Genomic DNA, 12,730 nt, shown 5'->3' with positions numbered 1-12,730 from the left:
GGGCCGATGAAGCGCTCGTCCTCCTTCCTCGTCCGGGCCGCGCTCGGCATGTGCCTCGGGCTCGGCGTGGCCGCTTGCTCCTCGAACGCCGAGGATCCGCTGGTTTGTCCGGCCGTGACGCCGGCCTCGGGCGCGCCGAAGCTGCTCGGCGCCGATTGTGATCCGCTGGTCCCGACGCAATGCGGGTTCCCATTCCCCTCGAATGTGTGGCTCGAGGACGACGCGAGCAAGCCGACGGGGAAACGCGTGGCGTTCGGAACGACGACGCTGCCCGTGGCGGCGGGCCACGGGCCGCTGGATCCGAAATGGTGGGCGCCCTGCGACGGGTTCTCCGCGGGGCAGCCGGCGCTGACGCACCTGCCGGGGGCGACGACGACGGGATTGCCGACCGAGGATTCGATCGAGCTTTCGCTCTCGGACACGTCCCCGACGGTGATCCTCGACGCGGAGACGGGCGAGCGGGTGGCGCATTTTTCGGAGCTCGACCGGAGCATCGTGACGGAGGCGGACGAGGAGCGAGCCTTCCTCGTGCGGCCGGTCGTGCGGCTCGCGGACGCGCGGCGGTACATCGTGGCGATACGGAACGTGGTGGACGCGGAGGGCAACACCATTGCGCCGTCGCCGGCATTTCAGGCGCTCCGGGACGGGAAGGCGTCGTGCGAGCCGTCGGTCGAGGCGCGGCGGGCTCTCTACGACGATATCTTCGCGCGGCTGGAGAAGGCGGGGATCTCGCGCGAGAGCCTGCAGATCGCGTGGGATTTCACGACGGCGAGCCGGGAGAACAACACGGCGGCGCTGGTGGCGATGCGGGACGACGCGCTGATGAAGGTGGGCGCGGAGGGGCCGGAGTACACGCTGACGAGCACGGAGGAGTTCACGGAGGCGGAGAACCCGCGGATCTGGAGGCGCCTCGTGGGGCTCATGAAGGTGCCGCTCTACCTCGAAGCCGCCGGGCCGGGCTCGGCGATGTCGCGGGGGGAGGATGGTTTGCCGCGACAAAATGGATTCGCGGAGTACGAGTTCGTGGTGCACGTGCCGCACGCGGCGAAGCAGGGGGAGAAGCTCGCGCTCCTCCAGAATGGTCACGGCCTGCTCGGCTCGAAGTTCGAGGGGGGCGACGGGTATCTGGGGGAGCTCGCGAACCGGCACGGATACGTGGCTTTCTCGGTGGATCTCGTGGGTATGGCGAGCGAGGACGTCCCGAGCATCACGGACGCGCTCGTGACGGACGCGGGGGCCTTTCGGAGCAGCGTGGACCGGCAGCACCAGGGCATCCTGAACAGCCTCCTGGCGATGCGAATGATGTCGGGGCGATTCGTGAACGAGCCGCTCTTGCAGGTGAACGGGGAGAGCGTGATCGACCCGGCGCAGCGATTTTATCGGGGCGACAGCCAGGGTGGGATCTTCGGGACGACGTACATGTCGTTATCGACGGACGTGACCCGAGGGCTCGTGAGCGTGCCGGGGATGCCGTACACGATGCTGCTGGATCGGAGCACCGACTTCGCGCCGTTTTTCCTGATCCTGAAGGGTGCTTATGGAACGGGGCGGAACATTCAGCTCGTGGAGGGTCTCATGCAGATGTTATGGGATCGAACGGAGCCGAACGGATACGCGCCGTACATTCGGGAGAACATGCTGCCGGGGACGCCTGCGCATGATCTGTTGATCCACGTGGCGATCGGGGACTACCAGGTGACGCCGCTCGGAGCGCACATCCTGGCGAGGACCGTGGGGGCGAAGAACCTTTTGCCGGTGAATCGAACGATCTGGGGCGTGGAAGAGGCGACGGGGCCGCTGTCAGGGGCGGCGATGGTGGAGTTCGATTTCGGGCTGCCCGAGGCGCCGAAGACGAATACGCCGCCGAAGGGGGATGACGATCCGCACGGGAAGGTGAGGGGGCTCGATGCGGCTTATTCGCAGAGCCATGAGTTTTTTCGGACGGGGGTGATCAAGGCTTACTGCGAGGGGGCTTGTGATCCGGAGTGATCAGGGGGCGCAGAGGCCGTTCGTGCAGATGAAGGTGTAACATTCGGCGGCGTACTGGCACGGGTCGCCGGCGTCCTTGACGCATTCCATCTGGCCGTCGTTGTCGTTGTCGCGGCATTTGTAGCTGGCGCAGTCGGTGTTTCCGGAGCAGGGGGCGCCGAGGGCGCCCTCGCAAACCCCTCCAGCATTGCAAGCCTTGCCGTCCACGATCAAGCAGGACTGGCTCCCATCGGGGGTGACGTCCTCGGAGTACTTGGGCATCCAAGTGCAATCGCCAAGGTGCGATGGGATGTTGCAGGACGTGCATACTTCGTCGCATGCGCTCGCGCAGCAAACCCCGTCCACGCAGAAACCAGACTGGCAATCCCAGACCGCCAGCTCGGTTTTGCACTTCTTGCCGTTGCCACACGCTGCGCAGTATCCACCGCAGTCGATATCTGCTTCGTTTCCGTTTTGAATTCCGTCAAGACAACTGAAGCACTTGTTCGTCTCTAGTTCACATATATGGGGGAATCCAGGCCCACAATGCTTATTGGCCGTGCATTCTACGCAACTTCCCTTCCCGTCGCAGAGCTTGCCGCCGTTGTCGTTACACGGCGTCCCATGCGGAACCGGCTGCATGTACGGCTTACCGTTCAGGCATGTTCCGACCTGACAGTCCGTACTCGGCGGGACGTCGGTGGCGTCGACACTGGTGGCGATATGCCCGTCGTCTCCACATTGTGTAGATTGGCAATCCCCTGAGATTTGAGGCGGGATCGTGCCCGGTGGCTCGAGGTGGAGGACGCATTGGGATTGCTCACACGTCCAGGAGCCACAGGACTCCCAGACGGGGCAATCTTCCGTCACGACGCAGTCCACGCAATGCCCCTCCCCGTCACACACACCCGGGGAGCAAGGGGTGCGAGCTGGGAGTGGGGCCTTCTTGCAGTAGCCGGTTTCGCAGGTCCAAGGCGCGCAGGGATCAGGCGCGCCGCAGGCGGCGGGATCCGTGCACTGGATGCAGTTAGATGCTTCGCAGTCGGGTTGGTAGTCGTCGAGTCCGAGGGCGAGGCCACATCCGACGATCGTGCCGGCGAGGAGAAGGGCCAGCGGGATCCGGATGGAGCGCATGAGATGACATCTACCGCTGGAGCTACCAGGTTTTCACGGGCTGCACATGCCGTTCGTGCACATGTTGTTGAAGCATTCAACGGGCTGATTGCACGGGTCCCCCGGCCCCTTGACGCAAGTCTTTTTATTGTTGCCGTCAGGGTCGGCACATCGGAGGCTGGCGCAGTCGCCGTTACTGGCGCAGTCGGTGCCGAGCGCCTGTAAGCAGCTAGCGGCAGCGCTGCAAGCGAGTCCATCGGCATTGAGGCAAGACAGCCCATTTCCGTAGGCCGGATCTTGGCCGTATTTTTCGATGGGATTACACTCGCCAATGAAATCCGGGAGATTGCACGCGAGGCACGGACCCGTGCAAGGGGAGCTGCAGCAAACGCCATCCGCGCAGTTGGCCGTCGTGCAGTCCCCTACGACGTTGCAAGTCTGGCCCTGCGTGCACTTGGAGCACCTATCGCCCCCGCAATCGACATCGCTCTCGTCGCCGTTCCGAATTCCATCCATGCAATTGAAGCATGTATTGGACTTCGTGTCGCAGAAGATCCCAGCGACCCCACAATCCGCATCCGTATTACACTCGACGCAATTCCCTTCCCCGTCGCAGCTCTTCCCATTCCCCACGCTGCACGCCGTCCCCTGCGCAGAGGGCATGCTCACCACGCTGCCACCCGCGCACGACGTCATCTGACAGGCGATCGCCGGGACGTCGAAGTCGTCGTTCCCCTCCACCTCCTCGCCGCTGCCGTCGCACTCGATCTGCTTGCAATCCCCCGGGATCTGCGCCGGTACCGGCGTTCCGCTCGGCGCGAACGTCAAGCTGCACACGCCGCTGTTGCAGGCCCACGGCGCGCAGTCGCTCGATTCTCCACACTGATCCGGCGACGTGCAGCCGGCGCATTGGCCGTTCGAATTGCACTCGAGCGCGTTGTTCACCCCGCACGGCAATCCCGCCACCACCACGTGCGCGTTCGCCTGGCCCTCGCAGCCCTCCACCGTGCACGGATCACCGTCGTCCGCCGCGAGCTTGCATTCGCCCTTCAGCGCCGCGCTCTCGCCGTTGCGCTCGATGTTCTCCGCCTCGCTCGAGCAGCCAGGGCCCTGGATCAGGCCGATCACGGCCACGGGCAAGAGCAAGATCCACGTCGCGCGATTCATTCGCCGCATGTCCCGGTTCTCCATTCCCTCAGAACGAGCCGACCACCATGCCGCCCGTCTGGCCGCCGCCGACCACCGGGACGACGTTGACGCCCATCATCTTGCGCCCAAAGGGCGTGCGCGGCAGCAAGAACAACCCCAGCGTGCCGATCGCCGCCACGCCGCCAATCACGTACCCCACCATCGCGCCGTTCGTATACGCGTCCTGCGATGACAAGGTGTCTTTCAGCTTCGCGCAGCCCGCCGCGTTCGGCGCGAATCCCCCCGCGCCACACAGCCCCGACGTCGTCGGCGTCGTCTGCCGCAGGAGCGCGAGCTGCTGATCCGCCTCGTCACTCTTGCCGTTCGCCATCATCGTCAGACCCACGCCGAGCCCGAGGCCGATCACCGTGAGCCCCGCGCCGCCGATCATCCCGTACGTCCGCCACTTCGGCGACGGCAGCGGCGGCGGCTTCGGCTCCTCCTTCTTCGGCGGCTCCGGCTGCTTCGTCTCCGGCTCCGCGGGCAGCGCCGCGAGCGCGAACTCCATCTCGCTCTCCGTCGCCGGCGCCACCGCGAGCAGCTCCTTGCCCGGGTCGAAGCCGAACTTCTTCACCTCGACCTCGTGGCTCCCCGGATCCACGAAGAGCGGCGCCACGAGCGGCGAACGACCCACCGCCTTGCCGTCGATCGACACGTCCGCGCCCTCGACGTTGACCTTGATGATCAACGTGCCGAGCTTCAGCTTCGCGTCGTCGAGCAGCTTCTGCGCCGTCTGCTTCTCGATCGCCGTCGCCGACTTCGCCTCGCGCACGAAGAGCTCGAGGTGCTCGGCCGCGTCACGCGGCTTGCCCGTCTGTAGCTCCGACTGGCCCAGGATCAGGCCGTACGCCGGATCGGGCTTCAGCTTGAACGCGGCGAGCGCGGCGTCACGCGCCTTGTCCCACTGGAACGCCTTGTGCGCCTTCTTCGCGTCCTCGAAGAGGCGCGCCGACTCCTTGTCCGCGTCGGCCGGCGAAGGCGCGGGGGTCGGCGTCGGCGTCGCGGGCGCCGCCGCGGCGCCTTTGTCCGGCGTCGCCGCCTTGCCCGGAGCGCCCTGCGCCCATACGGACGGCGTGCTGGTCCAAACGCCCGTCACGAGCAGGCCCGCGGCCCACCATCGCCCTCGTCGCATCGTCATCGACCCTGCGCTCCTTGGTTCAGGCGCATTGGACCAAACAAGAGGCCTTTCCCTCAAGCGCAAAGTTACGATCGACGTGGTATGATGCTCGTTTGGTTCCAGGGGCCTCGCACGGGAAACTAGCTCCCTCTCGGATCCCGTGTTCCAATCTCGGTATGCGCCCTTCGCTCTCCCTCGCGCTCGCCGGACTCTTGCTCGGGTCGTCCGTGTCGGCCGAGGAGCCGCCGCCGAAGAGCCCGGCGAGCGCGTCCGCGCCCGCCGCGAAGAAGGCCCGGAAGGCGAAGAAGGCGCGCAAGCGTGACGACAAAGGGCCCAAGGCGAACGCCCCGAGCTTCCAGGTGCTCGCGGGAGGCCAGAGCCGCGTCTGGGTCGAGCTCAGCGAGAAGGTGGAGATCACCGAGCACAAGGCCGAAGGGCGGATCGTGTACCGCATGAAAGGCGTCTCGGTGCCCACGCGGACGAACCGCTTGCCGCTGGAGACGATGTTCTTCCCGACGCCCGTCGGCCGCGTGTTGCTCGCCGAGGTCGACGACGGCGACGTGGACCTCGTGATCGAGCTGAAACAGCCGAGCACGCCGAGCTACAAGCTGGTCGAGTCGGAGGGCGGCGTGACGCTGCTGGTCGATTTCCCGGCGCCCGCGAGCAGCCCGTCGAAGCCCTCGAAGCAAGCCTCGGCCGAAGGGGCGATGCGCTGAGCGGACGCGCGATCGCCGCGGCGATCGGGCTCGCGGCGTGGATCTCCGGGGCACGCGCGCGGGCTGAGGACAAACCCGGCGTCGCGGGCGAGGTCCAGTTTCGCGCCGACGAGGCGCGCGCGGATCCCGAGCGCGGCGAGGTCGAGCTCGCAGGCGGCGTGGTCGTGACGTACGACCGCTACCGGATCACGAGCGGGAAGCTCGGGATCACGCTCGGACCTTCTGCGGTCGAGATACGCGGGACGGCGAAGCTCTCGCCTTGCCCGTGCGAAGATCCGCCCGTCTCGCTGGAGGTCTCGGGCGCGCGGGCGACGGGGCAGGGCGAGATCGAGCTGCGATGGCCGCGGCTCTACGTCGGGCCCGTGCCGGTCTTCGTGTTGCCGTGGCTCCTCGTTCGGCCGGCGGATCGCGTGGGGCTCTTGCCGCCGCGGTTCGCGATGCGCGGCGCGGACGGCGCTCTGCTCGGCGCGGGGGCGCGGCTCCCCTGGCGAGGCGCGGACGGGAAGCTCCGCGCGGTCGAGCTGTTCGCGTCGGGCTACCTGCAAGGCGGCGTGGAGCTCGGCGCGCGGATCGAGGGGCCCACGATGACGGGGCGGTTCACGTGGGATCGGCTGCGGCAGGATCGGTTCGTCGCGGATACACATGGGTTCGTCCGGACGGACGCGCGCCCCGACGTGCGGATCGCCTGGGATCTCGACGCGATCCGGGGCGCGCGTGGGCTCGTGGCGACGCCCGCGCTCGCCGCGGCGGCGCAGCCCTTCGACGTGGGCGCGGCCGAGGTGACGATGGCCGTCTCGCCGGGGCGCGGCGTGGGCGCGATCCTCGGGACGGGGTTCACGGCGAGGGCGCGGCGCGGGGAGGGGCCGATCGTTTGGGGACCAACGGCCTTCGTGGGCGCCTCGGGCGCGGCGGGGCGACGCGGTTCGTGGGAGGCGAACACGTCGCTGATGATGCTTTCAGGTCAAACGAGTACGCCGTACGCCCGGGCCGAGGCGGGGATCGAGCTCGCGCCGCGGTTCGGTCCGATCTCGACGCGGGCGCGGATCGGGGCGCGGGCGCGGATCGCGGGGCCCGAGGGCGCGCCGATGGCCTCCTGGGACGCCGTGGCCGAGGCGCGGGCGGAGGCGTTTGTCTCCCTGGAACGGTCGTTCGGCGGGCCAGGGGACGAGGCTCCGCTCGTGCACCGCGTGACGCCGCGGCTCGAGGCGCGTGGCGCGATCGCGCAGGGCGCGGGCGCGTTTTTCCGGTCGATACGGCCGGAGCTCGGGCCGGCGCTCGGCCTCGCGGCGATCGGCGCGTCGAGCTCGCTCGGGCGCGCGTTCGGGAGCTCGCTCGAGGCCCAGGTGAAGGGTGGGTTCGTCGTGACGAACACCGGGGCGAGCGCGGTCGGGTGGGCGAGCGTGGAGGGCACGAGCGGGCTCGTGAGCGCGCGGATCGAGGCGATCGCGAGCAAGGGGAGCGTGGACCTCCCGAGCGAAGGAGGTGACGGCGTCTCGGGGCTCGCGGAGGTGGGCGTGGGCCTCGCGGACGGGACCACGGTCCTCGTTGATGTGTACGGGCGTGCAGGGGGAACGGGCGCGCTCGCGCGTCCGCTCGGCGGCGGGCTCCTGCTCGGCGACACGATCGGCCTCGTCGCGGAGCGCGAGCTCTTGCTCGGGCTCGGCGGGTCGAGGCCGCTCTTCGGCGGCGTCACGGGGCGTCTTCGAGCCGACGCGGACCTCTCGACGAGGGCCCTCGTCGGCCTGGGCGGCGCGCTTTCGTACCGGCATCCGGACGGGTGCGTGGCGCTCGAGGTCGGCGCGAGTCGGCGCGCGGGGCGAGGAGGCACGGACATCTGGGTATCGGTCGACCTCGTTCCCCCGCTGCCAGCGCGTCCTTCGCTGCGTTGACTTGCACGCGGGGGATTCGAGCGCGACCATGGCGGCGACGTGGCGAGCGAGACGACGCAGGGGGCGACCAAGGCGCCGAAGGCGCACGTGATGGTCGTCGACGACGAACCCGCGCTGCGACGCAGCCTGGCGCGTGTCCTGCTCGCCGAGGGCTTCGACGTGATGACGGCCGAGGACGGCGCCGCCGCGCTCACGCTGCTCTCGACGGCGCGCGCGGTCGACGTGGTCCTGCTCGACGTGATGATGCCGGGACCGAGCGGCATGGAGGTGCTCGCGCGGATCAAGGAGCAGCACCCCGAGGTCGAGGTCGTCATGATGACGGCGTTCGGCGACATCGACACGGCGGTCGCAGCCGTGCGGCAAGGCGCGTACAACTTCCTGACCAAGCCGTTCGGGCCGACGGAGACCGTGGCGCTCGCGCTGATGCAGGCCGCCGAGCACAAACGGCTCGTCGATCGGACGCGCCTGCTCGAGCAGCGCCTCGTGGAGCACGAGCGGTTCGGCGAGCTCATCGGCCGTTCGTCGCGGATGCAGGAGGTCTACCGGATCGCGCTCGGCGCGGCGCCGACCACGTCGACGGTGCTGATCCTCGGGGAGAACGGGACGGGCAAGGAGCTCGTGGCGCGCGCGATCCACCAGCACAGCCTGCGCAGCGACAGACCGCTCCGGGCCATCAACTGCGGCGCGATCCCGGAGACGCTCGTCGAGACCGAGCTCTTCGGCAGCGTGCGCGGCGCGTTCACCGGGGCGCAGGACAGGCCGGGGCTCTTCGAGCTCGCGGACAAGGGGACGGTGTTCCTCGACGAGATCGGCGATCTGCCGCTGAGCGCGCAGGCGAAGCTGCTCCGCGCGCTCGCCGAGGGCGAGATCAAGCGCGTGGGCGCGACGGAGCCGAAGACGGTCGACGTGCGCGTGATCGCCGCGACGAACGTGGACCTCAAGGAGCGCATCGCGTCGGGGCGCTTCCGGGAGGACCTTTATTATCGGCTCGCCGTGATCCCCGTGCATTTGCCGCCGCTCCGGCAGCGGAAAGAGGACATCCCGCTGCTCGCGTACCATTTCTTGCTCAAGTACGCGCGGCGGAGCGGACGCGACATCAAGCGGATCGGCGTCGAGGCGCTCCGGCTCCTGCGCGAGCAGCCCTGGCCGGGCAACGTGCGGCAGCTCGAGAACGCGATCGAGCACGCGGTCGTGATGACGCGCGGAGACTCGATCCTGCCCTCGGATCTGCCGTTCGGGCGGGACGAGGCGTACGCGGAGGAGGACGGGGCGCCCTCGGGGCATCGGGCCTTCTTTGGTGACGCGCTCTCGGAGCTGCCGTTCACGCAAGCGAAGGAGAAGGCGGCGCTCGCGTTCGAGCGGGCCTACGTGGAGCGGCTGCTCAAGCGAACGGGCAACAACGTGAGCGAGGCGGCGCGGCAGGCGGGGATGGATCGCTCGAATTTCCGGCGGCTCATGAAAAAGGTCCGCGCGGCGGAGGACGACGGCCTCGCCGAGGATGGCGAGGCGTAGCCCCCATCGAACTTGCGGCCGGCGGCCCCCTGTGAAAAAGAGGCCCGACATGGCGCAGCGGTCGATCCGGCGATGGCTCCTCGGGGCCGCCCTCTCCCTGGGCGTCATGGCCCTGCCGGCGAGCGCGGAGGCCGCGGACAAGGTCGTCTACGATCTGCCGCAGATCCTGGGCCTCGCCGAGCGCAATCACCCGAACGTGCTCGCGGCCCGGGCGCGGCTCGCGCAGGTGCGGGCGCAGCTCGACGAGGCCCACCGCGCGCCGTTCAGCCAGTTCCGCATGAGCGGCGGCATCGGACTCGCGCCGACCGTGCTCGGAAACAACGTCTTCAGCCCGAACACCGACGTCTCGCTGACGAGCAGCCTCGGGCTCGCGTGGAGGGCTTCCATCGACGGGGTCGTGCCGCTCTGGACCTTCGGCAAGATCACGAATCTGTGGGAGGCGGCCGAGGCGAACGTGAAGGTGAACCAGGCGAACGTCGAGAAGGAGCGCGACGCCGTGCGCTTCGACGTACGCCGGGCCTATTTCGGCCTGCAGCTCGCGCGGGACGGGGCGCTGCTCCTCAAGGACGTGCGCGGCGCGATCGACAAGGCCGTGAGCAAGATGAAGGAGGCCGTCGAGGAGGACGACGCCGATCCGATCGAGCTCTTCAAGCTGCAGACGTACACGGCCGAGCTCGACGTGCGCGAGGCGGAGGTCGCGCGGTACACGACGGTGGCGCTCGCGGGGCTCCGGTTCTTCACGGGGATCCGGGACCTCGATATCCCGGACGCGCCGCTCAAGCCGCCGAAGCACAAGCTCGGGCACGTCTCGCGGTACCTCACGGCGGCGCGGCTCCACCGGCCGGAGCTGGCGATGGCGCGGGCCGGGGTGCAGGCGCGGCGCGCGCAGGTCGAGGTCGCGCGGGCGCAGCTCTTCCCCGATATCGGCCTCGGGCTGAACGCGGGATACGCGCGGGCGCCCGAGGTGGCGAACCAGATCAACCCGTTCGGCGCGGATACGGCGAACTTCTTCTGGTACGGCGCGGCCGTCGTCTTCCAGTGGAAGCTCGATTTCCTGCCGCAATCGGCGCGTATCGATTTCGCCAAGTCGCAGCTCGAGGAGATGCGCGCGACGGAGAAACTCGCGCTCGGCGGCGCGGGCGTCGAGGTGGAGACGGCCTATGCCGAGGTCGTCGACTGGCAGAAGCGCGTGGATGCGTATTCGAAGGCGGTCTCGTATGCCCGCAAGTGGATGATCACGGTGCAGCAGGGCATCGACGTGGGGACCCGCGAGGAGAAAGACGTCCTCGACCCGGCGAAGGCGTACGCGACGAACCGGTTCAACCTGATGAACGCGACGATGGAGCTCGACCTCGCCATGAGCAAGCTCGCCAAAGCGACCGGCTGGGACGCGATCGCGCCCGACGGGCTCTGATTTCTCTCAACGAACCAGGATCCAGAGCAGGATCAGCAGCAGCGCGACGAGCCCGCTCGCGCTGCCCACCGCAATGGCGAGCTGCGTGCGCGGCGGCGCATTCTGCCAGAAATGCATGAGCTGACCGAGCCCGCCCGCGGGCGCCGGCGGCGGCGCGCCCTGGCCGGGCCGCGCCATCCAGGCGGGGGGCATGTTCGAGCCCATGGGCAAGGGGCCCGTCGTGCCGGGGATGTTCACGGCGGGCAGGTTGCTCTGCGAGGTCATGAGCTGGCCCGGCATGGGCGGCGGGCGGAACATGCCCGGCGGCATTCCGCCGGGAGGCGCGGCGTACACGCCGGACGCGGTCGGCGTCGGCGCGCCGAAGACCCCGGACCCGCCAGGGTTTGGCGGGCCGAACTGGCCCGGCGGCGGCAGGTTCTGGAGCTCGGGGAACTGGCTCGTGTCGAGCGGCGCCGTCTTCGCGTAGGCGTTCGGCGCGAACCTGCCCTTCGCGGCCGCGAGGTCCCCCGGTTTGACCGGCGCTGTCGGCGGGTCGTCGATGTTCTCTGACGGGATGGCGTACTGGTGTTGCCCGCGGCTCGGCTCGAGCATGCGCGTCTTTTCGCTGTCGGGCGCGCGCTCGGGCAGATCGGGTTTTACGTAGAACGTCGTGGGTGTGTCGCGGCGCTCCTCGGCGGCGGGGGCCTCCTCGGGCGCGTCTCCCGGGCTCGACGGCAGCGCCGGCGTGAGCTCGTCGACCGGGGGCAGGGCGCCTTCGGGCAGGGGGAACGCTTGCGTCGCGTCGCTGTTGTGGATCGGCCGCACGCCCGAGGGCGTGGGCGCGCCGCCCTGGAACGGGCCCGCGTGCGAGGGGCGCGGCGGCTCGGGCGTGGAGGCGCGCGGCGGCTCGTGCATCCACGCCGAGAGGGAGCGATCGCCGAAGGGCGCGAGGTCGCGGCAGAGCTCGAGCACGCTGCCTTGCCGGTCGTCGCGATCGGGCGCGAGCGCGCGCATGATCGCCTTGCAGACGGGCTGCGGCAGATCGGGGCGCAGCCGCGCGATGTCCGTCGGAGGGCCCGAGCAGAGGGCGAAGACGAGGTCGCCGATGGTGTCCGCGTCGTAGGGCTTGCGGCCGGTCAAGCACTCGTAGAGCACGACGCCGAGCGAGTAGAGATCGCTGCGTCCGTCGACCCCGGACGGGTTCCGGAGCTGCTCGAGGCTCATGTAGTACGGCGTGCCGACGGTCGAGCCGGTGCGCGTGAGCGAGCCGCCGGGGACGGGCGCGTCGCTGGCGATCTTGACGATGCCGAAGTCGAGGAGCTTGACGTCGTAGACGCCCGGGCTCGGGCCGGGCCCGAGGTGGATGTTGTCGGGCTTGAGGTCGCGGTGGACGATGCCGTGCGTGTGTGCCTCGGCGAGGCACTCGCCGACCTGCAGCGCGACGTTCACCGTGAGCTCGAGCGGGAGCTGCCCGGCGTCGTGCAGCAGCTCGCGCAGGCTCTGGCCGGCGAGCAGCTCCATCACGAGGTACGGGCCCTCGGACGGGCTCATGCCCATGTCGACGATCTTCACCGCGCGCGGGCTCTTCAGCAGGCTCGTCGCGCGCGCCTCCTGCTCCAGGCGCTGGTACGTGGTCGGATCGAGCAGGGATTTGAGGGCCAGGCGCTGGCCGGTGCGGACGTGCTCGACCTCGTGGACGAGGCCGTTGCCGCCGCCTCCGATGAGCCGGAGGACGCGGTAGCGACCGTCCACGATGGTGCCGGGACGGAACGCGGGGACGTCGGCCGGTGCATCTGCCGGAGCTTGCTCGGGGCGAATGGGGGCCATGGGGTTC

At 69.2% G+C, this 12,730-nt stretch carries 9 protein-coding genes; 5 read left to right on the top strand and 4 right to left on the bottom strand.

Features of this window, described 5'->3' with window-relative positions; all coding sequences use genetic code 11:
- The first annotated feature begins 6 nt into the window (after window positions 1-6).
- Window positions 7-1,989, top strand: coding sequence for a hypothetical protein (locus GF068_RS06730; RefSeq protein ID WP_153818508.1), 1,983 nt, complete (start codon window positions 7-9; stop codon window positions 1,987-1,989).
- On the opposite strand, the gene GF068_RS06725 is transcribed toward GF068_RS06730, so the two are convergent.
- The 3 genes from GF068_RS06725 to GF068_RS06715 all read right to left on the bottom strand — a co-directional run bounded on the left by GF068_RS06725 (window position 1,990) and on the right by GF068_RS06715 (window position 5,407).
- Window positions 1,990-2,250 (bottom strand): hypothetical protein, encoded by a 261-nt coding sequence (locus GF068_RS06725; protein WP_153818507.1) that lies wholly within the window; start codon window positions 2,248-2,250, stop codon window positions 1,990-1,992.
- Between the two features lie 885 nt (window positions 2,251-3,135).
- Complete coding sequence (locus GF068_RS06720; protein WP_153818506.1) at window positions 3,136-4,257, bottom strand: hypothetical protein; 1,122 nt, start codon at window positions 4,255-4,257, stop codon at window positions 3,136-3,138.
- A 19-nt stretch (window positions 4,258-4,276) separates the two neighbouring features.
- Window positions 4,277-5,407 carry a PEGA domain-containing protein gene (locus GF068_RS06715; protein WP_153818505.1) on the bottom strand — a complete coding sequence of 377 codons (1,131 nt, stop codon included), beginning with the start codon at window positions 5,405-5,407 and terminating at the stop codon, window positions 4,277-4,279.
- A 155-nt stretch (window positions 5,408-5,562) separates the two neighbouring features.
- Between GF068_RS06715 and GF068_RS06710 the strand changes: the two genes are divergently transcribed.
- The 4 genes from GF068_RS06710 (at window position 5,563) to GF068_RS06695 (ending at window position 10,917) form a co-directional block, all read left to right on the top strand.
- A complete protein-coding gene (locus GF068_RS06710) occupies window positions 5,563-6,102 on the top strand; it encodes a hypothetical protein (RefSeq protein ID WP_153818504.1) in 540 nt (179 codons plus the stop codon).
- Window positions 6,103-6,266: 164 nt separating this feature from the next.
- Entirely contained in the window at window positions 6,267-7,991 is a 1,725-nt protein-coding gene (locus GF068_RS06705; protein WP_153818503.1) for a hypothetical protein, read from the top strand.
- 39 nt (window positions 7,992-8,030) lie between these two features.
- Window positions 8,031-9,503: a sigma-54-dependent transcriptional regulator gene (locus GF068_RS06700; RefSeq protein ID WP_338046259.1), complete on the top strand. Its 1,473-nt coding sequence runs from the start codon at window positions 8,031-8,033 to the stop codon at window positions 9,501-9,503.
- A 49-nt stretch (window positions 9,504-9,552) separates the two neighbouring features.
- A complete protein-coding gene (locus GF068_RS06695) occupies window positions 9,553-10,917 on the top strand; it encodes a TolC family protein (RefSeq protein ID WP_153818502.1) in 1,365 nt (454 codons plus the stop codon).
- Window positions 10,918-10,923: 6 nt separating this feature from the next.
- Here the strand turns inward: GF068_RS06695 and GF068_RS06690 are convergent, their stop codons facing one another.
- Window positions 10,924-12,723: a serine/threonine-protein kinase gene (locus GF068_RS06690; RefSeq protein WP_153818501.1), complete on the bottom strand. Its 1,800-nt coding sequence runs from the start codon at window positions 12,721-12,723 to the stop codon at window positions 10,924-10,926.
- Between the last annotated feature and the right edge of the window lie 7 nt (window positions 12,724-12,730).

It is taken from the genome of Polyangium spumosum, from assembly GCF_009649845.1.
GTDB lineage: Bacteria > Myxococcota_A > Polyangia > Polyangiales > Polyangiaceae > Polyangium > Polyangium spumosum.
Note: the sequence above shows the minus strand (reverse complement) of the source record. Positions and strands in the feature narration are given on the sequence as shown.

Excerpts from the sequence above, each read along its gene's own strand:
- GF068_RS06730 (WP_153818508.1), top strand. The coding sequence starts at position 7 with ATGAAGCGCTCGTCCTCCTTCCTCGTCCGGGCCGCGCTCGGCATGTGC.
- GF068_RS06725 (WP_153818507.1), bottom strand. The coding sequence starts at position 2,250 with ATGCCCAAGTACTCCGAGGACGTCACCCCCGATGGGAGCCAGTCCTGC.
- GF068_RS06720 (WP_153818506.1), bottom strand. The coding sequence starts at position 4,257 with ATGCGGCGAATGAATCGCGCGACGTGGATCTTGCTCTTGCCCGTGGCC.
- GF068_RS06715 (WP_153818505.1), bottom strand. The coding sequence starts at position 5,407 with ATGACGATGCGACGAGGGCGATGGTGGGCCGCGGGCCTGCTCGTGACG.
- GF068_RS06710 (WP_153818504.1), top strand. The coding sequence starts at position 5,563 with ATGCGCCCTTCGCTCTCCCTCGCGCTCGCCGGACTCTTGCTCGGGTCG.
- GF068_RS06695 (WP_153818502.1), top strand. The coding sequence starts at position 9,553 with ATGGCGCAGCGGTCGATCCGGCGATGGCTCCTCGGGGCCGCCCTCTCC.
- GF068_RS06690 (WP_153818501.1), bottom strand. The coding sequence starts at position 12,723 with ATGGCCCCCATTCGCCCCGAGCAAGCTCCGGCAGATGCACCGGCCGAC.